Source organism: Pseudidiomarina terrestris (assembly GCF_030466375.1).
GTDB lineage: Bacteria > Pseudomonadota > Gammaproteobacteria > Enterobacterales > Alteromonadaceae > Pseudidiomarina > Pseudidiomarina terrestris.
Genome location: NZ_JAGGJE010000001.1, coordinates 637,475 through 659,818, shown reverse-complemented (window position 1 = coordinate 659,818; position 22,344 = coordinate 637,475). Strand labels below are relative to the sequence as shown.

Genomic DNA, 22,344 nt, shown 5'->3' with positions numbered 1-22,344 from the left:
AAAGGTCAAAAACCTATTCAAATATAGTCGTTTATCAAATGTTCAGCAATTTGAATACTATTGGTCGCTGCGCCTTTGCGGACGTTATCGGCTACCACCCACAAATTCAGCCCTTGCGGATGAGAAATATCGTTGCGCACGCGGCCGACAAACACTTCGTCATGCCCGGTGGCGTGGCTCACCTGGGTCGGATAGTCCGCATTGTCGTCAAACAGCACAACGCCGGACGCCTGGCGCAATAATTCTTTCGCCTGCAATGCATCAATAGGTTGTTGTGTCTCAATGTGTACCGCCTCAGCGTGACCGAAAAAAACCGGTACGCGAACGGCAGTGGCGTTCACCCGAATATCGGGGTCGGCAAAGATTTTTTGTGTTTCCCACACCATTTTCATCTCTTCTTTGGTGTAGTCATTGTCCATAAATACGTCAATTTGCGGTATGCAGTTAAACGCCATCTGCCGCGCGAAATAATCGCTTTCCAACGGCCGGCCGTTCATCAGTTGCGCTGTTTGCTGCGCCAGGGCATCCATCGCTTCCTTGCCCGCACCCGAAACGGACTGATAGGTCGCCACATTAATCCGTTCAATACCAACAGCGTCATAAATCGGCTTTAATGCCACCAGCATCTGGATGGTCGAGCAATTCGGATTGGCAATAATGTTGCGATTGCGAAAGTCCGCCAGCGCGTGGGCATTTACCTCAGGCACAACCAATGGAACGTCTTCTTCGTAGCGAAATTCCGAGGTGTTATCAATGACAATGCAGCCAGCTTCTGCAGCGCGTGGCGCAAATTCACGGGAGATACTCCCGCCAGCTGAGAAGAAACCCAATTCGACCTGGGTCCAGTCAAAGCTATCCGCGTCCAGCACTTCGACGTCTTCGCCACGAAATTTAATGGTCGAACCGGCAGAACGGCTGCTGGCTAATGGGAAGAGCTGCGCCACCGGAAATTTGCGGGATTCCAGTAATTCGATCATGTGCTGACCGACTAATCCAGTCGCGCCAAGTACCGCAACATTAAATGCTCGTGACATGCTTACTCCTCTTGTGTTGCCGTCTGAAATGTTAGTTGGGCGAGTCGTTGTTGCCAGGCGACAGAGTCTGCCCAATCACCTGTGCTTAAGTGTAGCTGATTAAGTTCGCTGCGTACCGCATACTGCGCCCGCAGGGCATCAAACTCAGCTGGAGTACAAGGCACTGCCCGTAACGCTGCATCGTCCTTACGGATATCGTAACAGCGCAAAATCCAGTGTGCCAGCTGCTGCCAGTCTGGCGCCTTGTCAGCCCGCAAGCCCTGGATCTGGCCTTGCGGATAACGGCCCAGCAACGTTGCCAATGACGGCAATTGTAAGCTCAGCTGCTGATCCGTCAACCACTTATTCAGCAGTTGCCAACTGCCGCCGAGTTTACCCGCCAGGCTATGCCCGGCGATATGAGGCGTGGCCAATTGCAGATAGGGTAACAACGCCGCTGAGATCTGTGGCTCATGTTCCCAGACATCAAGTACCACGTCTAAGTCAGACTGCTGTTGCAGCCGGTTTAACAAAGCTTGTTCCGCAATCACTGGTCCACGGCTGGCATTGATAAGCCAGGTGCCCGGCGCCAGCTGAGCCAAGGCCTCAGCGTCAAACATATGCCAGGTCGGGTGAGGTCCTTCACGCTGCAGTGGCACATGACAACTGATCATTTGCGAGTTCAGCACGCGTTGCCAGTCGTCGTGTACAGCCAGGGTACTTGAGCCCTGCTCGAGGAGGGGCGGATCGTAGTAATGCACGCTTAGCCCTAAGCCGGCAAGTCGTTGTCCCGCCGCCCGTCCGGTATTGCCAGCTCCGACAATGGCCACCTCACCCTCGGGCAAGCCACCGCGTTGCAGCGCCAGCGCTGCCGCTGCACTGGCCACATAATCGCCAACCGCATTGGCGTTCACCCCGGGAGTGCTGTGAAAACTTAGTCCTGCGGCCTGCACCGCCGCCTGGTCGACGTGATCCGTGCCGATAGTGGCGCTACCCAGCCAGCGTAGCTTGGGCGCTTGCGCCAGCAGTTGTGCATCGACTTTGGTCACCGAGCGAATAAACATCGCCTCCGCTCGTGCCAGTTGTTCGGCACTGGGTAAACGGCCACCAAACCGCTCCAGTTGCAGCGCCAGGCCACTTTGGCGGGCGACCACAGCAACCAGTGAGTCTAATTCCGGTAAATTGGCATCGGCGAGTAGGTACATGGCATCCAACGGCTAAAGTCCAAAGCCTAAGCATACAAAAAGGCGCGCCGTAGCGCACCTTTTTCAACGGAAATCGAGCTTAATTTACAAAGTAAGCCGAAGCCTAAACCTTTGCTTTACTTGTATTTACGCATCACCAGAGTGGCATTGGTGCCACCAAAACCGAAGCTGTTCGACATCACTGTGGTCAGCTCTACCGGCTTCATTTCGGTGATAATGTTCATGCCCTCGGCGCCTGGGTCGAGGTTATCAACATTAATCGATGGCGCGACAAAACCATACTCTAACATTAACAATGAATAGATGGCTTCGTGAACACCAGCAGCACCTAAGGAGTGACCTGTCATTGCTTTGGTCGCACTGATCATAGGTGTCTGCTCAGGGAAAACTTCCCGGATGGCTTCCAGCTCTTTGGTATCACCCACCGGCGTACTGGTGCCATGAGTGTTGAGGTAGTCGACAGGGGTATCCACAGTTTCCATCGCCATTTGCATGCAGCGGATCGCGCCTTCACCCGATGGAGCGACCATGTCGTAGCCATCTGAAGTCGCGCCGTAACCAACGATTTCGCCGTAGATTTTGGCGCCGCGAGCCAGCGCTGTTTCAAGCTCTTCAATCACCACGATACCGCCACCGCCGGCGGGTACGAAACCATCGCGGTCAGTGTCGTAAGTACGTGACGCTTTGCTCGGCGTATCGTTGTACTTGGTGCTCAATGCGCCCATGGCATCAAATTCCATGCCCAGCGTCCAGTGCAGCTCTTCACCACCACCGGCAAAGACACGGTCTTGTTTACCCAGCTGAATCAGTTCCAGCGCATGACCGATACAATGTGCAGAGGTCGCGCAAGCAGAGCTGATGGAGTAGTTCACGCCTTTGATTTTAAAAGGTGTAGCAAGGCACGCAGAAGTGGTAGAGGCCATGCAGCGTGGGACCATGTAAGGGCCAACGCGCTTAACGCCTTTCTCACGCAAGGTATCCGCTGCAGCGACCTGATGCTCGCCAGAAGCGCCACCAGAACCCACTACCAGACCCGTACGCGGATTTGAAACCTGCGACTCGTCCAGACCTGCATCCTCAACTGCTTGCGCCATAGCCATGTAGGCATAGGCTGCAGAGTCCCCCATAAAGCGTAACGCTTTACGGTCAATGTGGTCCGCTGGATTTGCACGGACGGGTCCCCAGACCTGACAACGCAAGCCCATATCGGCAAATTCTTGAGAATATTCAATACCTGAACGTCCGGCTTTCAGAGATTCAAGTACTTCTTTTTGGTTCACGCCGATACTCGACACGATGCCGATACCGGTTATCACTGCTCTTCTCATTCTAGTTTCCTGTCTTGCTGAGCGCAGGTGTATGTTAGCTTAGTTCTGCAAAAAAGTGGTCTGCTTTCCGCAATATTAAGTAAAAATTGTTACACTATTGCGTATTCTTCATCGTCGAAGTTCGAGATTACTCTGTGACCAACCCTACTCACGCTCAAGTTACGTTTAATGAATTTGGTTTACCCGTTGCCACGGTATTCGATGACATCTACTTTAACAATGAAAACGGTCTCGCCGAAAGTAATTACGTCTTTATTCAGCATAATGATCTACTGACCCGCTGGCAACTTGAACGCGAACGGCCTTTTGTGATTGCTGAAAGTGGTTTTGGCACCGGCCTCAATCTGCTGGTCTGCTGGGAGCAGTTCCTGCAGCATGCCCCCGCCGACGCAACCTTACATTTTATCTCCTTCGAAAAGCATCCTTTAACGCCGGCCGATCTGGCACGGGCGCTGGCCGCGTTTCCGCAGTTGAGCGAACCGGCGGCAGAGCTTATCGAGCTCTACCCTCCGGCAGAACCCGGCTGCCATCGTCGCCATCTGGCCAATGGCAGGATTATTCTGGATCTGTGGATCGGTGATATTCACCAGCAGCTCCCGGCCTGGCTTCCTCACGCTGCGGACAGCGTTGACGCATGGTTTCTGGATGGCTTCGCGCCGGATAAAAATCCAGATATGTGGCAGCCAGAACTTTATGCGGCAATGGCCACCAGTTGTGTTGCCGGAGCCACCTTTGCCACCTTTACCGCAGCGGGCAGTGTTCGTCGGGGCTTGCAGCAGGCTGGGTTTGAAGTCGCTAAAGTCAAAGGCTTCGGCCGTAAACGCGAGATGCTGTGCGGTCAGCTGCCCAAGGTTGCTGCGCGCCCGCAACCGCCGCAGACCGAAGCCGTAACTATTATCGGCGGCGGTATCGCCGCGGCCTGTCTCGCGCACGAGCTTAGCCAGGCAGGTGTCAGCACAGAAATCTTCAGCACTGCCGTTGCGGATGCCGCCTCCGGTAATCCACAAGGCGCGGTGTACCCCTTGCTGCATGCCGAGCGCAGTCCTCTGGCCGATTACTTCTGCATGGCCTTCGGCTATGCCACGGGCTTCTATCAGCAACAGACACCCGCGCTCTGGCACCCGGTTGGGGTGGTGCAGTTGGCCTACACGGACGCACGCCAGCAACGTTATAATAAAATTAGTCAGGATTCAGCGTCCGGAGGCCCGGGCTACGATACCGCCCTGGTTCGGGCACAAACCAGCGCAGAGACTCAGCAACTTTGGCAAGCCCTACCTCCCTGCCCCAGTTTGTACTACCCCAGCGGCGGCTGGTTGTCGCCCAGACAGGTGGTGAGCCAGCTACTGGCCAATCATCTCGTACACCAAGGCGCCGTGCTGCAATGCATCAGCAGAAGTAGCGCTGCTGATGGCCAATGGCAACTGGAATTCGCCGACGGTCAGGTGGAGCACCGCTCGCGGGTGGTGCTGGCCTGCGGCGCCAATCTGAAACACTTGCTTGAACCCTTTGCTGTTAAGCTGCAGAACGTGCGGGGCCAGGTCACTCAGGTGAAAGCCAACGCGGTTTCAGCGGAGTGCCCTCTGGTGGTGTGTTACAAAGGCTATTTTACCCCTGCTGTTGCCGGCCTGCATTGTGTCGGGGCGACTTACGCGCGCGATAGCGAAGACCTCAGTACCCGCACAGCGGATGAACAGGAAAACCTTAGCAATCTGCAGGATAATCTGGCGCCCTTGCACTGGCCACAAGAGCTTGAGCCGGTTGCCAACCGGGCAGCCATTCGTAACACCACCAGAGATCATTTACCGCTGGTAGGTGAGCTTGAAGAGGGGCTTTGGGTGCTCGGCGGACTGGGATCGCGTGGCTTTACCGCCGCGCCGTTGGCGGCAAATGCGCTCACCGCCGCATTATTGCAGCGGCCGTTGCCTTTGCCAGCACAGCTGTGGCAGCGTCTGCAGCCACAGCGTTTGCGTAATGAGTAAGCAGACGCTAACTCGCAGCCGTCTCTAACTTCGTCACCATATTAGCAATATGCTGTTGATCTGCGGGGCTTAACTCGTGTTTGGTTTCGTCCAATGCTGCCTTAAGGCTTGGCAGTACTGCGGCAGGTTCAGCCCGGTCATGCAGTTCCAGCTGCGCCACCACCAGATCAAAATGGCCTCGCAGATAACCACTGGCAAAAAGCTCGTCGTCATCACCATCGTGTACTGCCTGGTCAAAAACCTGCTCTAACTGCTCAATAAACTGATCAAACTTCTCGTTCTGCACGTTCTACCTCACTAAAGCGCGTCTGTATGCGTCATCTTCACCGACGTCATGTTCATCAACATGCTCATCAAGAAATGGCGCGGCAGAATACCACAAAACCGAGGCTTTCTGGTACACTAGTGCAACGATTTATGCCACGCCAAGCTACGAGATAAAGGTTAGCGACATGACCGACAAAATAGGCCTGTTTTACGGTTCCACCACCTGCTTTACAGAAATCGCAGCAGAAAAAATTCAAGCCCAGTTCCCGCCAGGACAGGTTGAGTTATTTAATATCAAAGATGTCCCGCTTAAAGAAGCCGAGCAGTTCGACAACCTTATTTTCGGTCTTTCGACCTGGGATTTTGGCGAAATTCAGGAAGACTGGGAAAGCCGTTGGGACGAAATCAGCGAGCTGAACTTAGCGGGGAAAGTTGTCGCTCTCTTCGGTATGGGCGACCAGGTCGGCTACACCGACTGGTTTCAGGATGCCTTAGGCATGTTGCACGACGAGCTCGCCGCCAGTGGTGCAAACCGCATTGGCTTCTGGCCTAATCAGGGCTATGACTTTGCCGCCTCGAAAGCGTTGACGCCGGACGGTGAGTTTTTTGTCGGCCTGGCCCTTGATGAGGACACCCAGTATGACTTGAGCGAAGAGCGCATTCAGCAGTGGGTGGCGCAACTGCATCAAGAATACGCGGAAGTTAGCTAGTCACTTTCACCCGTCAAACCGAGACGCTGGCGCCATACGGCACAGCGCTCTTGCGCATGTTGCCCGGTATGTCGTAGCGCAGCGGAATGTCCCCACACCGGACCGGGCCAGGCTGGGTCGCCAGGCTCGCGCAACAGCAAGTGGACATGCAACTGCGACACCACGTTCCCCAACGCCCCGACGTTGAGCTTGGCCTGTGGCCGCCACTGCTTCAACTTCTGACTTACGTGCTGAATCTCGAGCGCCAGCTGTTGCTGCTGCGCGGCAGGTAAATCCAGGAACTCCACCACGTCCGCAACCTTTGGCACCAGCACCAACCAGTCGTAGCGACTGTCATCGAATAACAGCACTTCCGATAACTGCATCGCCCCTAGTCGCAAACAATCGTGCGCTAGCCGCTGATCCAGCACGAACGGGTTACTTTCACTGCCAGGTTTGTTATAACGCATGGATGACCCATTTAAGTTTCTGTAATAAGGATACCCTCATGAAAAAGCTCATGTTGGCACTTGTGTTCTCAGTTATCAGCTGGTGTAGCTTCACCGCTCATGCTGAAGCCTTGCCACCGATCAGCGACTATACGGCCGAAATGGAAGCGCACACTGGCTTCTTTACCTTCTATCATCAGCAGGACACCGGCCATTATTATCTGAAGATTCCCCGCAATGAACAACAGTTCATTTTTCAAACCAGCTTACCCTGGGGGCTGGGGTCTAACGATATTGGCCTGGACCGCGGTCAACTGGGCTCGACCCGCCTGGCCAGTTTCACCGTGCAGGGGAATAAAGCCCTTCTCGTTCACCATAATACCTATTTCCGCGCCAGTTCAAGCAACGCCGCGGAACGTGCCAGCATCGATGAAGCCTTTGCCGACTCGGTGATTGCGGGCTTTACCGTAGTGGCAGCGGATGAGCAGGCCGTCATCATTGATTACACGCCTTTTTTACTTAGTGATACCCATGGCGTGGTCGAGCGACTGGCGCAAACGCAACAAGGCAGCTACAAAGTCGCCGCCGATCGCAGCGTCATTTACCCGGCCCGCAGTAAAGCTTTTCAGGACAATACCGAGCTCGAAGCGAAAGTCACCTTCAGCGGCCAGGGCAAAGGCGCTTACGTGCGTCAGGTTGCTCCTGATGCCGACCATCTGACCTTGCACCTGCATCATTCGTTTATCCGCTTGCCAGATGACAGTTACGCCACCCGCGAATTTCATCCGCAAAGCGGCTTCTGGGCAGAGGAACACCGGGACTACGCAGCGCCGCTGGGCGAGTCAATGGCGGTCAAGTACATCCCCCGCCACCGCTTAGCGAAAGGCGAAACCATTACCTATTACCTTGACCCAGGTGTACCTGAGCCGGTCCGTAGTGCATTGCTTGAAGGCGCACGCTGGTGGCAGGACGCCTTTGCCGCTGCCGGTCATCCGAATGGCTATGAGGTCAAAGAGTTACCTGCTGGCGCAGACCCGATGGACATCCGCTATAACGTGATTCAGTGGGTCCACCGAGCTACGCGCGGCTGGTCTTATGGCTCGTCGGTCATCGACCCACGCACTGGTGAAATCTTAAAGGGGCACGTCACCCTCGGTTCGCTGCGAGTGCGTCAGGATATGCTGATTGCCCAGAGCTTACTGGCGCCCTATGCAGAGAACCTCAGCGAGGAACAACAGCAAGCGCTGGTTGCTGACATTGAAGCAATGGCGCTGGCACGGATCCGTCAGTTATCTGCCCATGAAGTCGGTCACACCCTAGGCATCGCGCATAATTTTGCTGCCAGTGCCGATGACCGCGCCTCAGTCATGGATTATCCGCACCCACTGATCAGTATTGCCACGGACACCGGCAACCTCACTCTGGCCAACGCTTATGCAGAAGGAATTGGTCTCTGGGATAAACAAGTTATTCGTTACGGCTATGGCGAAGGTGGTCGACAGCTGGCCCGCATCATTGCCGAGAACAAGGAGCTGGGCCTGAGCTTTATTTCAGACCCCGACGCGCGGCCAGTTGGTGGTGCTCACCCTGATGCCCACTTATGGGACAATGGTAGCGACGCGGTTGCTGAACTTGAACGGGTACTGGCGGTGCGTCAGACCGCGCTGCAACAATTCGGCTTAGCGAATCTCAAAAGTGGAATGCCGGTCAGCGATCTACGCGCTATTCTTGTGCCCGCCTACCTGTTGCATCGCTACCAGACAGAAGCAGCGGTGAAAATGATAGCTGGCGAACACTATCGTTACGCGGTTAAAGGCGATGCCGAAGTCATTCGCCGTCCCGTCAATGCAGCCCAGCAACAACGAGCTCTTAAAGTTCTGGCGCAAACCTTTAGTGCCGAGCAACTGGCACTACCGGCCAGCGTCCGCGAGGTGTTGCTGCCGTTTGCCTACGGTAGTGGTAGCACACGTGAGAATTTCGCCGGCAACACCGGCCTTATTCCGGACCCAGAAACCATGGCCGCCAGCGCTGCGCGCTTTAGCTTACAGCTACTGCTGCACCCTGAGCGCCTTGAGCGTCTGGCCCAGCAGCATCAGCATAATCCGGAGCTGCCAGACGTGGCCGCAGTATTCGCTACCATTACCCGCACGGCCATTACACCGGCCCGCAGTGGCGTTGCCACAACACTTGCTGAGCGCGTTGCTTTTGAAGCCTTAACGGCGGTAGCAGAGCTGTATCAACGACCGCTGAGTCCGGTGCTGAAAGGCCGGGTGTTACACTTTATTGAGAGTGAGCAGCGGGCCTGGCAAGCAGCTTCGGATAGCGCCGCCCGCAGCTTAGCTCTGACCGCCATCAAGCAACTGATGGACGATGGCACATGGCCCCTCAAAGGCGCACCAGCACTGCCACCCGGTTCACCGATTTAATGGCCTTCGGGTTGCTTTGACACAAACAAAAACAGCGCCAGATGGCGCTGTTTTTGTTTAGCTGCTTTCACTACCAGTTAATCGAGGTCAGCAAAGAATGAATCCGGCAACCAGCGCGGGCGATCAGGGTCGTTAGCAATGGTTTTACCGATTTCATAATTAATATTGGTAAATACCACACCGGCCTGATAATTGATGGGTAAGCTGGTTTCATCGCTTGGGCGGTGATAATGCTCAGCAAAAAACTGGCCCCATATTTCGCCGCCGTTCTCTTCTTCTCCTTTGGCGGTAAAGCCCGTCATCAGGAAGACCGCAGGCACACCTTTTTTAACAAAAGGATAGTGATCTGAACGGGTAAAGATGGCTTGCTCAGGCATAGGATCTTCGCTCAGCTCAATACCATATTGGCCCGCAGCTTCAGCAACCGACTCACCTAAAGTTGAATGGGTTGAGCCAAAGGCGATGACGTCGGCAAAGTCATACAACAAGACCGGCATATCCAGATTCACATTGGCAACGATCTGTTGCAATGGCACCGTAGGGAAGTGGGCAAAGTAGTCCGCTCCTAACAAGCCGCGTTCCTCAGCAGTCACTGATAAGAATAAAATCGAACGCTTGGGTGCTTGTTCCGCCTCGACAAACATACGCGCAGTTTCCAGTAACACGCTTACGCCACTGGCGTTGTCCATCGCACCGTTGTTGATGTGATCATCCTGGCTAAGGTCCTGCGTCATGCCGATGTGATCGGAGTGCGCGGTGTACAGCACGAACTCATCTTTCAGGTCAGGATCACTACCTGGCAGGATCCCGGCCACGTTAGGGCTGCTGATTTCTTCATGTTCAGACGCCCGGCTCATCGTCACTGCAACAGCAAGTTCGAAAGGCTTGGGTTGCTCTTCTTTTTCCAGTTGCGCGAAGATTTCATCAAGGCTAATTGCGGCATTGGCGAACAAAGGCTCCGCGGCCTGGTAATCAAGGTAAGCACTACCGACGATATTTTTGTAAGCCAGGTTTGGTTCACCATCGGGACTCAACCAGGTCACACTGGGTGCGCGCTGATACATTGCACTGACCTTAAACGGCCGAACTTCTTCCCGCGCCGGTGTATGCAAGGAGATAACTCCAACCGCACCACGCTCCGCGGCAAAGCGAGTTTTGCTGCTATTCAGGTGCGCACCTTCTTCGCTCGGTAAATCAGCTGGGCGGCCACTTAACATGACCACAATTTTGCCATCAACATCGACATTGGCGTAATCATTAAGGCCAAACTCTTCTGAGACCAGACCGTAACCGACAAAGACGACAGGTGCTGTTACTTCACTTTTTTCGGCGTACGCACTGGGTCCCATCAGGAACTCTTTGCCGAATTCTAATTCAACTTGTTCCGCGCCCGTATCAACAATGAAGTTGGCACTTCCCTCTTTCAGACTGCTACGGCGGAACTTAATCCGTTGGTAATAGGTACCATCGTCACCCGCAGGTTGAAGGCCCAGAGCTTTAAATTCCGAGACAATATACTGCGCGGCGATTTCATGTCCCCGACTTCCCGTGTCGCGTCCTTCCAGCGCATCACTGGCCAAAAATTCCAGGTGCGCCTGCAGGGTTTTAGCATCAGCGCTGACGGCTGCATGCGCGGGTGCAGCTGCTTGCTCGGTGCAGGCCAGCAGGCCCGTCGACAAGAGCGCTACACCCACTAACGTACGAATTCGCATAAATCTTCCTATTTCAACAGTCTAAAAAAATGATTCTAACCAAGCTCAACAGCAGAAACGAGTGAATGTTGCAAAGCTTTGTAATGGATTGTTTCAAAACCCTTGAACTTGTCTGAATATGTTATATTATAACATTACATACGTTAGGGTAAAAACAACCTCCCAGGAGCACTTAATGTTGAAGTACAGCCCACTCGCTTTGCTACTTGCGCAAATGTTTAACAGTCCGGCAGCTGCCGACGAACAAGCCCAGGAGCATCAACACGAAGATACTGAAGTCATCGTCATCAGCGCCTCGCCGCTGGCGCGCACCGAGCTTAACTCAGCTCAGCCGATTTCAGTAATAAGTGGCGATGAGTTACGTGAAAAGCAAGCACACACACTGGGTGAAACCCTGGCGAAAGAGCCTGGCATCACCGGTACACACTTTGCCCGGGTCGCTTCAAGTCCGATCATCCGTGGCTTAGATGGTCCGCGCGTTAAGATTACACAAAACGGTTTAGATACTGCGGATGTGTCCCGCGGCAGCCCTGATCATGCAGTCACTACAGAAACCTCAGTAGCACAGCAAATTGAAATTTTGCGTGGCCCAGCCACCCTGCTGTATGGCAGTGGCGCCATTGGTGGCGTGGTGAATGTGGTCGATGAGCGCATCGCCCAGGATTTCGTGGGCGACACCCGCGGCTTTTTTGGCGGGAACCTTGCCAGCGTTGATAACCTGAGCGACGCCAGCGCCGGCTTAACCACTGATATTGGCCAGACCGTCTGGCACATTGACGGCTTTAACCGCAGCAGTAATAACTATGAAGTACCCACCTTCACCAATGATGAAGGTGAGCGCGTGTCGGTCATTGAAAACTCCTTTGTAGATGCGGCCGGTGGCACCTTAGGCGGCAGCTATATCTTTGATAACGGTTACGCCGGACTGTCGTACTCACGGCTTGAACAGACTTATGGTATCCCGGGTCATCATCATGGCCACGAAGATGAACCTGAAGACGAACACGCAGACGAGCACGGTGATGAGCATGGCGCTGAAGAAGAAGTGCTGCCTTATGCTGATTTGGTGCAGGACCGGGTGCAGCTACACGCCGGTATTCTGAATCCGGTTGAGGGCATCGAAAAACTTGAACTTCGTTACGGCTACACGGATTATCAGCATCAGGAAATTGAAGGTTCAACGCCATCGACGACCTTCACCAATGAGCAGCACGAATTACGGCTTACCGCCAACCACCACCTGACCGGTGACTGGTATGGCGCCATTGGTTACCATGGCTTTAGCCAGAGCCAGCAGGCCTTTGGTGAAGAAGCGTACACGCCGCCGAGTGAAACAGACCGTCACGGCCTGTTTTGGCTGGCAGAAACGCAAACCGACGGGCTCAACTGGCAAACCGGAATTCGCTACGAGCACGTGGCGATTGATGCGCCAACACTAGCGTTTGGCACCACCAGTTACGAGTTTGAACCCGTTTCCGCTTCATTTGGTGTCAGTTATCAGTGGCATCCGCAGGTACGTTTAAACGCTAATTTCAGTCACGCACAGCGCGCGCCGTCTGCCAACGAGCTATTCGCCAATGGTGCCCACCTCGCGACTCAGACCTATGAATTGGGCCTGGGCTACGAATTACACCAGGAAGGCGAGCACGCTTATGCGATTGAAGCCGGCACAGAACGGCCGCTGCTGGAAAAGTCCAATAGTCTGGACTTAGGTGCGCATATTGAATCCGATGGCAGTCACCTGCATATCAACCTGTTTGCCAACCGCATAGATAACTATATCTATGAGGCTTTTACCGGCCTGAATAGCGCTGATCTCTTTATCGAAGATGACCATGGCCACGAAGACGAGCATGAGCACGAAGAAGAAATTGGTCATGAGCCTGAAGGCGAGCACGATCATGAAGAAGGCTTGTCTGTCATTCAATACGTGCAGCGCGATGTGCTGCTGTTTGGTTACGAGATCAGTGCCCGCTGGCAGTTGACTGATCAGTGGCGTCTGAATGCGTTTAGTGATTATACCCGTGCCTACACGACCGACGGCCAGGAGAACCTGCCGCGGTTACCGGCACAGCGCATCGGCACTGACCTGACCTACAATCAGGGCAGCTGGGAAACCCAGGTCGGCTATATTTGGCATAGTCAGCAAACACGTACTGCAGCCTATGAATCAGCAACACCAAGTTATGGCTTGTTAAATGCCCAGTTCAACTGGTTCCCACAGGCCTTTGCCACTACGAACCTGAGCATTTATCTGAAAGGTGAAAATCTGACAGACAAACTTGGTTATGTGCACACGTCGTTCCTGAAAGACGACGCACCTGTGGCGGGTCGTAGTTTCAGTATTGGCATCCGCGGCGAATTCTAGCGCATTGGTTGTGCGATCTGTCGCAGTGAAAGGGAGCTTGCAGCCTGCTTTGTTACACTAGTAGCGTATTACGTTTAACGACTACAAGGAAAGCAGGCATGCGAGCCCTCGCGCTAAGTTTTGTATTAAGCCTATTACTGGTTACCGAAGTTACTGCACAAAGTACCGCCAGTAATGAAAATTTCGGCCGTGCCCAGCTCTCCATCGAGCGGATCTTCTCAGCTCCGGATCTCACCACGGTCGCGCCCGCGAACCTTAAATTTTCGCCGGACGGCGCCCATATCGCCTACTTACGCGCCAGCCCTGACCAGCCGCAGGTGAATGACCTTTGGGTGTACGATGTACGCCAGCAGCAACATCGTTTGCTGGTCGCTTCCTCAGCACTGGTGGCCGACCCCACTCAAATGTCTGCGGCTGAGCGTGCGCGCCGCGAGCGTATGCGTATTCGCAAGAGCGGTATCGTTGACTATCAGTGGTCACCAAGTGGTGAGCAACTGCTGATTCCAATTGCCGGTCAGCTCTATCTGGTCACACCTGCGGCGGCCACTGCAGAACAGTCCGCCGAACTTCAGGTACAACAACTTACCCGTGAGACGATGAACGCGACCGATGCGCGTTTTTCACCACAAGGCAACTTTGTCAGTTTTGTCCACGCCGGTGCGCTTTACAGTATTGAACTTGCTGGCAGTGAGCTGCGGCAGATCAGTGGCTCCGGTAGCGCGACCCTAAGCTACGGTGTCGCTGAATTCGTTGCGCAAGAGGAAATGAAACGCATGACAGGCTACTGGTGGAGCCCTGATGAAGCCAGCATTGCCTTCACCCGGGTTGATACCAGTGGCGTCGACATTGATGCCCGCACAGATGTTTACGCTGATCGCACGGAGCTGGTGCAACAACGTTATCCTTTCACCGGCAGCGCCAACGCAGAAGTTGATTTGGGGTTATACGATCGCAGCAGCGATGATGTCCGCTGGCTGGGGCTGCCTGAGCGTCACCGCGAAGGTTATCTGGCGCGGGTGAACTGGCTCCCTGATAGTTCACAAGTCAGCTACCAGTGGCAGACGCGAAATCAGCAACAGCTGACGTTATACCTGCAACCGCGCAGCGCGAAAGATGCAACCGCTGTGCTCACCGAAACCAGTACCAGCTGGATCAACCTGCATCATGATTTGGTATTTCTTGACGATTCCCGCCATTTCATCTGGGCCTCGGAGCGTAGCGGCTTTAAACACCTTTATCTCTATCGCACTGATGGTAGTCTGATTCGTCAGTTAACCAGCGGCGACTGGCAAGTCGACAGCATTAGTGCCGTCGATGACACCACTGGCTTTATTTATTTTACCGGGCGCAAATCAAGCCCACTGGAGCGCCACCTTTACCGCGCCAGTATGACCACAGCGTCGCCGGGGCAGCCGGTACAACTCAGCCAACGCAAAGGCATGCATACCGTCACTTTTGCCGGGGACCAACGTAGCTACATTGACAGTTTTTCCAGCAGCACCCAGCCACCGCAGGTGAGCCTGCACGGCCCGACCGGAGAGCGGGTGGCCTGGTTACACCAGAATATTATTGATGAGAAGCACCCGCTTTCCAGCTATCTGGCCAATTGGTCCTATCCGGAATTTGGACAGCTGCGGAGTAGTGATAATCAAACCCTTTATTATCAACTGACTAAGCCAACCCATATGGTGGATAATCAGACCTACCCGGTCATTGTTATGGTCTACGGCGGTCCCCGCGCGCAGCGCGTCACCAATAGCTGGGGGGATTACTTCAGCCAATACCTGGCGCAACGCGGCTTCGTTGTCTTCAAGCTGGATAACCGTGGTAGTGGCAACCGTGGCAAAGCTTTTGAGCAGGTGATCTACCGCAATCTGGCCCAGGCCGAAGTTCAGGATCAGGTCATTGGCGCTGAGTTTCTGCAATCACTTCCGTACGTTGATGATGATCGTATCGGCGTGTTCGGCCACAGCTACGGTGGTTACATGGCTCTGCATCTTATCCTGCGTCACCCGCAGCATTTTCAGGCTGCCGTGGCAGGCGCGCCGGTGACCGACTGGCGACTTTACGATACCCATTACACCGAGCGTTACATGGGCACGCCACAGGACAATCCTGAAGGCTATCGGGCCGCTGACGTACTGACTTATGCCGAGCAACTGAAACAGCCCTTGCTGATTTACCATGGCATGGCCGATGACAATGTCTTGTACACGCACACCGCAAAGCTGAGCTATGCGTTGCAGCAAGCCATGCTGCCTTTTGAACTCATGGCCTATCCGGGCAAACAACATGGCCTGCGTGGGCGGGAAACCTCGATTCATCGCTATCGACTGATCGCAGACTTTTTTGCGCGCCAATTACAATAAGATATACTAAGCGCATCAATTTGATTCAAGGAGTGATTTTATGATGCGCTTTCTCTCTCGGCGACTCGTCATGCCGAACGACCTTAACTTTGCCGGCTCGCTTTTCGGTGGCCGTATTCTCGAATGGATCGACGAAGAAGCCTACATTTTTGCTGCTTGCCAGTTAGACGCAAAAAGCCTGGTGACCAAACATATTGGTGCCATCAGCTTTGAAACATCTGCGTATCAGGGCGATGTGGTTGAGTTCGGTCTGGGCGTGAAACATGTCGGCCGCAGTTCGTTAGCGCTGACCTGCGTGGTACGTAATAAACAAACCAAACAAAACATTTGTGTTGCCGATGATATTGTCTTTGTGCATATCGATCCGGAAACCCGCCTGCCCCAACCACATGGCAAAACCAAAGCTGAACTTGAGTCGATAAAAATAGAAACGCCGGAATAATCCGGCGTTCTTTGTTGTTTGCCTGTGCTTCCAGCCTTACTTGTGCAGGTAGGCACCAGCAAAGCAGGTCACCGGGGTCCCTGTCGGCTTACCATGTTGCCAGTCGCCCCCCTCAATACCGCTTCCCGCAATATCAACATGCACGTACGGGATCGGATGATCACTATCATTACCGTGGCCATCAAGGCCGGCCGCAATGGTCAGAAATGCCATAGGGAATTGATGCCCACGACGGGTGGTCGCCGAGGGGCCGTTGTTACTGGACAAGACATCATCAGATTTAGTGCGTGGCGCCACAAAAGCGAAGTCTTCCCGGCGTGACCAGCTGATTTCAGTCGGATCGCCATACACCTCACCAGCTTCCCACAGCTTATCTGGCAAGCCCTGAGCCCGGGCCGGACCGTTGGGCACTAAAGCACTGTAAGGGCCTTTCGCTAAAGCTGCATGGCCGGTTAAGGTTGCCACACTGAATAACTGCGGCCGCGGATAGTTTCCGGCCTGCACCCGTAGGTGCGACAGCAAATCAGCCAGCACCAGTCGGCCCTCGGCATCGGTATTGCCGATGCGCACCCGCACACCACTATGGGCCTTGATAATTTCGTCGGCAACAAAAGCTTCGGCGCCGATACTGTTGCGCACCACACCTAACTCAGCGACAACGCTGACAGTGTCCGGACGCATTTCAGCAACGGTTTTGACAAAACCGGCAACGCCCGCCGCGCCACCTTTATCCCGGCTCATGCCGGCCATGTGACCACCAATCTTGAGGTCAGCGCCGCCAGTGTCATAAACAATCCCCTTGCCGGCAAACATCAGCGTCTGTTCCGCCGCAGGAGCGTTGTATTCCAGCCGGATCACACATGGCCAGTGGCGTTCAACATTCAGCGACGCACGTCCTACGGCCATCAGCAGTGGATACTCGTGCTGCAACTGTTGAATATCATCAATCACAGTGACTTTTACCGGCGTATGGGCAAATGCCTGCTGGCAGTATTCCGCAAAGCGCGGCGGTGCCATCCGCTCAGGCTCGGTACCGCATAAGTCGCGGGCAACCCGCTTACCGGCTTCGACAGCAGCCAGCCAGTCGCTGTCCAGCGTGCCTAACACGCCCACTCCAGTGATGGTTTCAATGCTTTCTTCGCCCAGCGCTTCACGCGCTTCCAACGGCTCATAGAGTGCCTGGCAAAAACCCCAGTAGGCAACCGCTTCGGCCTGACCATAGCGAGCATCGTCCTGGGTCCCAAACACCACCAGCAGCGGCTTAGTAACGCCAGCTTGCTGAGCAATACGAGCGCCGGCACCGGCGGCATCAGAGAACGCCCGGACATCGTCAAAATCACGCGTCAGCGGACCCGTTGGCGCCGTGATCAAACGGCCACCAAAAACGTCAGCAGCAACGAGTAACGGCTGCTTGCCAACCCGTTGGTCATAGTCTTTTGCACGTTCAACAAAATCAGCAAATTCCGCCGGTACTGCCTGCGCGAAATCCCCCACTAAGATCACTGCGTCGTATTCGGCATGCGCAGTGCTGTAACTTTCAACTACTTCAACTGTTGGAAATGCCATAGCTATCCTCGTTGTTGTTAATTTAGATACGCCGCCAGCGTGTGCCCTGCGGGGTATCTTCAAGTTCAATTCCTAGTGCTAGCAACTCATCGCGCGCAGCATCTGCCGCTGCCCAATCTTTGTTCGCCCGCGCGCTGTTGCGGCGTTCGATCAGCGTTTCAATCGCGGCACTGTCTGGCTCCGAGCCCGTTGCGCCACTTTGTAAGAACTGTTCTGGCTGCTGTTGCAACAAACCGAGTATGCCACCCAGATGTTTCAGTATTGCAGCAAATTGTGCCGCCTGCTCAGGCGTTTCCGCGCGGTTGACTTCCCGGGCCAGATCAAACAGTACCGGCAGCGCTTCCGGCACGTTGAAATCATCATCCATCGCCTGCTCAAAACGCTCCGTATAAGTGGATGCCAGCCCGGCATCGAAAGCAGTTTCAGGAGCATCCCGCAGTGCCGTATACAGCCGTTCCAGACCCGCCCGTGCCTGATCCAGATTATCGGTCGAATAGTTCAGCTGCGAACGATAATGACTCGACACCAGGAAATAGCGGACGGTTTCTGCATCGTATTCCGCCAGCACGTCACGAATGGTAAAAAAGTTACCCAGCGACTTTGACATCTTCACGGCATCGACCTGGACCATACCGCTGTGCATCCAGAAGTTCACATAGTCAGTATTGTTGGCACAGCAGCTTTGCGCCACCTCATTTTCATGATGGGGGAAGATCAGGTCAGAACCGCCACCGTGAATATCAAAATGTTCACCGAGATGGCGCTTATTCATTGCCGAGCATTCAATGTGCCACCCCGGACGCCCTTCCCCCCACGGCGACGACCAGCTGGGTTCGCCCGCTTTGGCCCGCTTCCACAGGACAAAGTCCAGCGGGTCGGTCTTATTCTGTGCCACATCAACCCGTGAACCGGCCTGCAACTGCTCAAGATTTTGCTTGCTCAAGCGGCCATACTTGTCAAAACTGCTGACATCAAACAACACGTCGCCATCGTCAGCGACGTAGGCATGGCCGCGTGCGATCAAGGTTTCGATCATGGTGATAATATCGCCCATATGGCCAGTGACCGTAGGTTCAATGTCCGGGCGTAACAGGTTCAGCGCATCAAAATCATCGTGCATCGCTTGGGTGAAGCGCTCAGTCACGGCAGCGATGGCTTCGTTATTTTCGTTCGCGCGACGAATGATTTTATCGTCGACATCGGTGATATTGCGAACATAAGTCACCTTGTAACCTTTAGCTCGCAGGTAACGCACGACAACGTCAAAAGCGACATAGGTGCGCGCATGACCGATATGACAGTAGTCGTAAATCGTCACCCCACAGACATAGAGCTTCACCTCGCCAGGGGTGATCGGTTGAAAAGCTTCTTTACTACGGCGCAGGGTATCAAAAATGGTCAACATGCAATTTACGACTCCAAACTAAGGTTCTTAAGCTGGTTATGATAACGCATGGTGTAGCCTTCTCACAAACAGTGCTAAACTGTTGCCAGATTTATTTCATATCTAATCTATCAGTCTGAAAATGGAGTGACCTCATGCAAGTTACATTGCACACGAATCATGGTGCGATTACGTTGGAATTGTACCCGGAACAAGCCCCGAAAACCGTTGAGAACTTTTTACGCTATGTACGCGAAGGCTTTTACAGTGAAACACTGTTTCACCGCGTCATCAAAGGTTTCATGATTCAGGGTGGCGGCTTCAATAAAGAAATGGTGCAAAAAAACCCTCATGAAGCGATCGATAACGAAGCTGACAACGGTCTGAAAAATAAAAAAGGCACCGTTGCCATGGCCCGTACTCAAGATCCACATTCGGCGACCAGCCAGTTCTTTATTAACCTGGCCGACAACGAGTTCCTGAACTTTAAAAATGAAAGCATGGGTGGCTGGGGCTACTGCGTTTTCGGTGAAGTTGTCGACGGTATGGACGTAGTCGAAGAAATTGGTCAGGTCTACACCACTCAGGCCGGTTTCCATCAAGACGTGCCAAAAGACGACGTCGTCATCGAGAAAGCCACGGTTGACGGTGAGTAACACCACGCATGGCAACCTGGTTCATCTCTGATTTGCATCTGAGCCCGGCCCGGCCAGATATCGCGCATTTGTTTTTTGATTTTTTGCGCGATTCAGCGCGGGCCGCGGATCAGCTGTTTATCCTGGGCGATCTTTTCGATGCCTGGATCGGCGATGATGACACCAGTAGTTTTGCGGCGCAGGTCCAACAGGAATTGCGCCGTTTTACTGACCACGGCATCCCCACTTATTTCATTGCCGGTAACCGCGATTTTCTTATTGGCAGACGTTTTGCCAACGCCACCGGAATTGAATTGCTTGATGACCCGACCGTCATCGATTTATACGGCACGCCGACGCTGCTTCTGCATGGCGACCTACTCTGCACCGACGACCACAGCTATCAGCGCTTTCGCCGCTGGATACGTAAACCCTGGCTGACACGTTCACTGTTGCGCCTGCCACTGTCATTGCGTATGCGGATTGCCAATAAATTACGTGCGTCGAGTAAAACGCAGGGGCCCTTGAGTGAAGCCGAACTTGCCATCATGGATGCCAACCCGGATGCGGTGATTCATGATTTTATGAAGTTTGATGTAGAGCAAATGATTCATGGTCATACCCACCGCCCTGCGGTGCACCAGCATGACCTACCCGATGGCCGCCAGGCAACCCGCATTGTCCTTGGCGACTGGTACACTCAGGGCAGTATGCTCAAAGTTACGGCTCAGGGTTACCAACTTATACAACAGCCTTTGCCTGAGGCCGACCACTGTGAAATTTAAAGTCTTCATCAGCTGACTGAATCAGCTGCGCTTCCTGCTCGCCAAAAAACGCCACTCTGCTGGCAATATCTGCTGTCGCAATCTGCTCTGCCAGGGTCAGGTAATCCTGATAGTGCCGTGCTTCTGAACGCAGCAATGACACGTAAAACTCGCCTATAGGCCCAGGCAGCCGTGGTGCAAGTCTGGCGAAGCGTTCGCAGGAACGCGCCTCGATATAAGCACCACAAATTAACTTATCGACCAGCGTAGCGGGCTCATGGGTTCGCACATGCCGCAGCAGCTCCCGCGCATAACGGCTCGAGCTGACGTTTTGGTACTGAATACCATGACTTTCGGCGATCTCCAGCACCTGATAGAAATGGTGCAGCTCCTCTTTAATAAGCAGTACCATTTTATCAATCAACGCTTGGCTATAAGGGCTGTCCGCACGCGCAGTCATGGCTTTTTTCAGGCCTTTTTGATGCTTCAACTCGCGCCAGTCGCCGCGCATCCGGTAGGTAAAATCTTCATAAGGTTGCAGCCACTGTAACAACGCATCACCACTTTCCTGGTCTACCGCGTAGCGGCGAATGAGCAGCATCGCACTTTGCGCAGCTTTTAACTCGCACACCATATGATCGCATAACAGGATGGATAAGTTCTCTGGCTTTTCGGCTTCCGCCAGCCACTCGGCAGGAGTTTCACACCTTAAAAAATCACGTACGGGCGATAAGAGCTGTTCGATAGCTGCTGAGTTCATGGGGAAGACCAAATCACAAAGTTAATCATCAAAAGACTGGCGCGCTAGTGTACTAAGAAATTGCCGGAATTGTCACTGAAAAAGCCTTGACTCTGCTGAAAATCCGACCAATATAGATAGTAAGTCGACCCAAAATCGGCGTAAAAAAATAATAATAAATTTTACAAAACAACGAGAAGTAGAGGTTCACCATGATTTTGAATCACATTTGGGGACTGTACGCACACCCTCGCGAAGAGTGGAAAAGTATTGACGCACGTCATGAGAGTATGACCTTTGCCTTAAGTCATATCCTTATTGTTGCATTAATACCCTGTGCTGCGGCCTACTACGCATCTGCAGTACTTGGCTGGAGTATTGGCGCCCGTGAAGAGACTTACCTGACACAAAGTAGTGCGATTACCATGGCAGTTGCTATGTACGTGGGCATCATTGTGGCTGCATTTGCACTGGCATATTTAATTCACTGGATGGCTAAAACTTTCGGTGCTGCGCCAACCTTCACCCAATCCATGGAGCTTGCCGCTTATACAGCAACGCCTGCCATCATGTCGGGAGTTGCCGCACTTTATCCTGAGTTGTGGTTTGTTACTATGGCTTTCTTAGCCGGCGTCGCTTACTCCGTGTATTTGCTTTACTCAGGCGTCCCTATCCTTATGCATATTCCCGAAGAGCGCGGCTTTATTTATGCCAGCTCAGTGGTTACCGCGGGCCTTATTATGCTTGTCGTCCTGATGGTGACCTCGGCAATGGTCTGGACCAATGGCTTCATGCCACAGTTCATGTAATAAAAATAAGCTCTGCTTATTCTTTTTAAAAAGCTGGCCTCTGTCAGCTTTTTTTATGCGCCCTGCAAATCAAAATGTCGGCTAACCTGGCCCTCTTATCGCAAGTTTGTAGGGTTTTGCGGGGGCTTGTGCGTACAATAGTAAAATCATTGCCAATTTTCTGATAGTCTGTGCCAGATTAAACCATTCAACGACAGGTA

General features: G+C 53.6%; 18 protein-coding genes. 9 read left to right on the top strand and 9 right to left on the bottom strand.

Translation table 11 applies throughout. The features are described from left to right. Nucleotides 1-17 precede the first annotated feature (17 nt). The 3 genes from J6J28_RS03085 to fabB all read right to left on the bottom strand — a co-directional run bounded on the left by J6J28_RS03085 (nucleotide 18) and on the right by fabB (nucleotide 3,546). Complete coding sequence (locus J6J28_RS03085) at nucleotides 18-1,034, bottom strand: aspartate-semialdehyde dehydrogenase (protein ID WP_301719861.1); 1,017 nt, start codon at nucleotides 1,032-1,034, stop codon at nucleotides 18-20. Between the two features lie 2 nt (nucleotides 1,035-1,036). After that, a complete protein-coding gene (locus tag J6J28_RS03080) occupies nucleotides 1,037-2,218 on the bottom strand; it encodes a 4-phosphoerythronate dehydrogenase (RefSeq protein ID WP_301719860.1) in 1,182 nt (393 codons plus the stop codon). 116 nt (nucleotides 2,219-2,334) lie between these two features. Beyond that, the gene (gene fabB / locus J6J28_RS03075; RefSeq protein ID WP_301719859.1) at nucleotides 2,335-3,546 is read right to left on the bottom strand and encodes a beta-ketoacyl-ACP synthase I; all 1,212 of its coding nucleotides are present in this window, start codon (nucleotides 3,544-3,546) and stop codon (nucleotides 2,335-2,337) included. A gap of 134 nt (nucleotides 3,547-3,680) precedes the next feature. Here fabB and mnmC point away from each other — a divergent pair, with 134 nt between their 5' ends. Further along, the gene (gene mnmC / locus J6J28_RS03070; protein ID WP_301719858.1) at nucleotides 3,681-5,525 is read left to right on the top strand and encodes a bifunctional tRNA (5-methylaminomethyl-2-thiouridine)(34)-methyltransferase MnmC2/FAD-dependent 5-carboxymethylaminomethyl-2-thiouridine(34) oxidoreductase MnmC1; all 1,845 of its coding nucleotides are present in this window, start codon (nucleotides 3,681-3,683) and stop codon (nucleotides 5,523-5,525) included. Between the two features lie 7 nt (nucleotides 5,526-5,532). Here mnmC and J6J28_RS03065 read toward each other — a convergent pair whose 3' ends face one another. Beyond that, nucleotides 5,533-5,811 carry a YfcL family protein gene (locus tag J6J28_RS03065; protein WP_301719857.1) on the bottom strand — a complete coding sequence of 93 codons (279 nt, stop codon included), beginning with the start codon at nucleotides 5,809-5,811 and terminating at the stop codon, nucleotides 5,533-5,535. Nucleotides 5,812-5,977: 166 nt separating this feature from the next. Here J6J28_RS03065 and fldB point away from each other — a divergent pair, with 166 nt between their 5' ends. After that, complete coding sequence (gene fldB, locus J6J28_RS03060; RefSeq protein ID WP_301719856.1) at nucleotides 5,978-6,502, top strand: flavodoxin FldB; 525 nt, start codon at nucleotides 5,978-5,980, stop codon at nucleotides 6,500-6,502. Here the strand turns inward: fldB and J6J28_RS03055 are convergent. Further along, on the bottom strand, nucleotides 6,499-6,951 hold the full coding sequence (locus J6J28_RS03055; protein WP_301719855.1) for an HIT domain-containing protein: 453 nt from the start codon (nucleotides 6,949-6,951) through the stop codon (nucleotides 6,499-6,501). The genes fldB and J6J28_RS03055 overlap by 4 nt on opposite strands. 38 nt (nucleotides 6,952-6,989) lie before the next feature. On the opposite strand from J6J28_RS03055, the gene J6J28_RS03050 reads away from it, so the two are divergent. Beyond that, nucleotides 6,990-9,356 carry a zinc-dependent metalloprotease gene (locus J6J28_RS03050; RefSeq protein WP_301719854.1) on the top strand — a complete coding sequence of 789 codons (2,367 nt, stop codon included), beginning with the start codon at nucleotides 6,990-6,992 and terminating at the stop codon, nucleotides 9,354-9,356. Nucleotides 9,357-9,433: 77 nt separating this feature from the next. Here the strand turns inward: J6J28_RS03050 and J6J28_RS03045 are convergent, their stop codons facing one another. Beyond that, nucleotides 9,434-11,068 carry a M28 family metallopeptidase gene (locus tag J6J28_RS03045; RefSeq protein ID WP_301719853.1) on the bottom strand — a complete coding sequence of 545 codons (1,635 nt, stop codon included), beginning with the start codon at nucleotides 11,066-11,068 and terminating at the stop codon, nucleotides 9,434-9,436. A 175-nt stretch (nucleotides 11,069-11,243) separates the two neighbouring features. Here J6J28_RS03045 and J6J28_RS03040 point away from each other — a divergent pair, with 175 nt between their 5' ends. The 3 genes from J6J28_RS03040 to J6J28_RS03030 all read left to right on the top strand — a co-directional run bounded on the left by J6J28_RS03040 (nucleotide 11,244) and on the right by J6J28_RS03030 (nucleotide 16,247). Beyond that, on the top strand, nucleotides 11,244-13,436 hold the full coding sequence (locus J6J28_RS03040; protein WP_301719852.1) for a TonB-dependent receptor: 2,193 nt from the start codon (nucleotides 11,244-11,246) through the stop codon (nucleotides 13,434-13,436). 98 nt (nucleotides 13,437-13,534) lie between these two features. Continuing rightward, nucleotides 13,535-15,805 (top strand): alpha/beta fold hydrolase, encoded by a 2,271-nt coding sequence (locus J6J28_RS03035; RefSeq protein ID WP_301719851.1) that lies wholly within the window; start codon nucleotides 13,535-13,537, stop codon nucleotides 15,803-15,805. Between the two features lie 43 nt (nucleotides 15,806-15,848). After that, complete coding sequence (locus tag J6J28_RS03030; protein WP_301720790.1) at nucleotides 15,849-16,247, top strand: acyl-CoA thioesterase; 399 nt, start codon at nucleotides 15,849-15,851, stop codon at nucleotides 16,245-16,247. 36 nt (nucleotides 16,248-16,283) lie between these two features. Here the strand turns inward: J6J28_RS03030 and J6J28_RS03025 are convergent, their stop codons facing one another. Together J6J28_RS03025 and cysS are read right to left on the bottom strand one after the other, a co-directional pair. Further along, nucleotides 16,284-17,813, bottom strand: coding sequence for a M17 family metallopeptidase (locus tag J6J28_RS03025; protein ID WP_301719849.1), 1,530 nt, complete (start codon nucleotides 17,811-17,813; stop codon nucleotides 16,284-16,286). A 22-nt stretch (nucleotides 17,814-17,835) separates the two neighbouring features. Continuing rightward, nucleotides 17,836-19,218, bottom strand: a complete 1,383-nt coding sequence (cysS, locus tag J6J28_RS03020) for a cysteine--tRNA ligase (protein ID WP_301719848.1) — start codon at nucleotides 19,216-19,218, stop codon at nucleotides 17,836-17,838. Between the two features lie 134 nt (nucleotides 19,219-19,352). Between cysS and J6J28_RS03015 the strand changes: the two genes are divergently transcribed. Beyond that, complete coding sequence (locus J6J28_RS03015) at nucleotides 19,353-19,853, top strand: peptidylprolyl isomerase (protein WP_301719847.1); 501 nt, start codon at nucleotides 19,353-19,355, stop codon at nucleotides 19,851-19,853. A gap of 8 nt (nucleotides 19,854-19,861) precedes the next feature. Continuing rightward, on the top strand, nucleotides 19,862-20,617 hold the full coding sequence (lpxH, locus tag J6J28_RS03010) for a UDP-2,3-diacylglucosamine diphosphatase (protein ID WP_301719846.1): 756 nt from the start codon (nucleotides 19,862-19,864) through the stop codon (nucleotides 20,615-20,617). On the opposite strand, the gene miaE is transcribed toward lpxH, so the two are convergent. Further along, nucleotides 20,574-21,356: a tRNA isopentenyl-2-thiomethyl-A-37 hydroxylase MiaE gene (gene miaE / locus J6J28_RS03005; protein ID WP_301719845.1), complete on the bottom strand. Its 783-nt coding sequence runs from the start codon at nucleotides 21,354-21,356 to the stop codon at nucleotides 20,574-20,576. The two genes, lpxH and miaE, sit on opposite strands and share 44 nt — an antisense overlap. A gap of 191 nt (nucleotides 21,357-21,547) precedes the next feature. Here miaE and J6J28_RS03000 point away from each other — a divergent pair, with 191 nt between their 5' ends. After that, nucleotides 21,548-22,144: a Yip1 family protein gene (locus J6J28_RS03000; protein WP_301719844.1), complete on the top strand. Its 597-nt coding sequence runs from the start codon at nucleotides 21,548-21,550 to the stop codon at nucleotides 22,142-22,144. Nucleotides 22,145-22,344: the final 200 nt, after the last annotated feature.

Coding starts and splice junctions, on each gene's coding strand:
- J6J28_RS03085 (WP_301719861.1), bottom strand. CDS start 1,034: ATGTCACGAGCATTTAATGTTGCGGTACTTGGCGCGACTGGATTAGTC.
- J6J28_RS03080 (WP_301719860.1), bottom strand. CDS start 2,218: ATGTACCTACTCGCCGATGCCAATTTACCGGAATTAGACTCACTGGTT.
- fabB (WP_301719859.1), bottom strand. CDS start 3,546: ATGAGAAGAGCAGTGATAACCGGTATCGGCATCGTGTCGAGTATCGGC.
- fldB (WP_301719856.1), top strand. CDS start 5,978: ATGACCGACAAAATAGGCCTGTTTTACGGTTCCACCACCTGCTTTACA.
- J6J28_RS03055 (WP_301719855.1), bottom strand. CDS start 6,951: ATGCGTTATAACAAACCTGGCAGTGAAAGTAACCCGTTCGTGCTGGAT.
- J6J28_RS03050 (WP_301719854.1), top strand. CDS start 6,990: ATGAAAAAGCTCATGTTGGCACTTGTGTTCTCAGTTATCAGCTGGTGT.
- J6J28_RS03045 (WP_301719853.1), bottom strand. CDS start 11,068: ATGCGAATTCGTACGTTAGTGGGTGTAGCGCTCTTGTCGACGGGCCTG.
- J6J28_RS03040 (WP_301719852.1), top strand. CDS start 11,244: ATGTTGAAGTACAGCCCACTCGCTTTGCTACTTGCGCAAATGTTTAAC.
- J6J28_RS03035 (WP_301719851.1), top strand. CDS start 13,535: ATGCGAGCCCTCGCGCTAAGTTTTGTATTAAGCCTATTACTGGTTACC.
- J6J28_RS03030 (WP_301720790.1), top strand. CDS start 15,849: ATGCGCTTTCTCTCTCGGCGACTCGTCATGCCGAACGACCTTAACTTT.
- J6J28_RS03025 (WP_301719849.1), bottom strand. CDS start 17,813: ATGGCATTTCCAACAGTTGAAGTAGTTGAAAGTTACAGCACTGCGCAT.
- cysS (WP_301719848.1), bottom strand. CDS start 19,218: ATGTTGACCATTTTTGATACCCTGCGCCGTAGTAAAGAAGCTTTTCAA.
- J6J28_RS03015 (WP_301719847.1), top strand. CDS start 19,353: ATGCAAGTTACATTGCACACGAATCATGGTGCGATTACGTTGGAATTG.
- lpxH (WP_301719846.1), top strand. CDS start 19,862: ATGGCAACCTGGTTCATCTCTGATTTGCATCTGAGCCCGGCCCGGCCA.
- miaE (WP_301719845.1), bottom strand. CDS start 21,356: ATGAACTCAGCAGCTATCGAACAGCTCTTATCGCCCGTACGTGATTTT.
- J6J28_RS03000 (WP_301719844.1), top strand. CDS start 21,548: ATGATTTTGAATCACATTTGGGGACTGTACGCACACCCTCGCGAAGAG.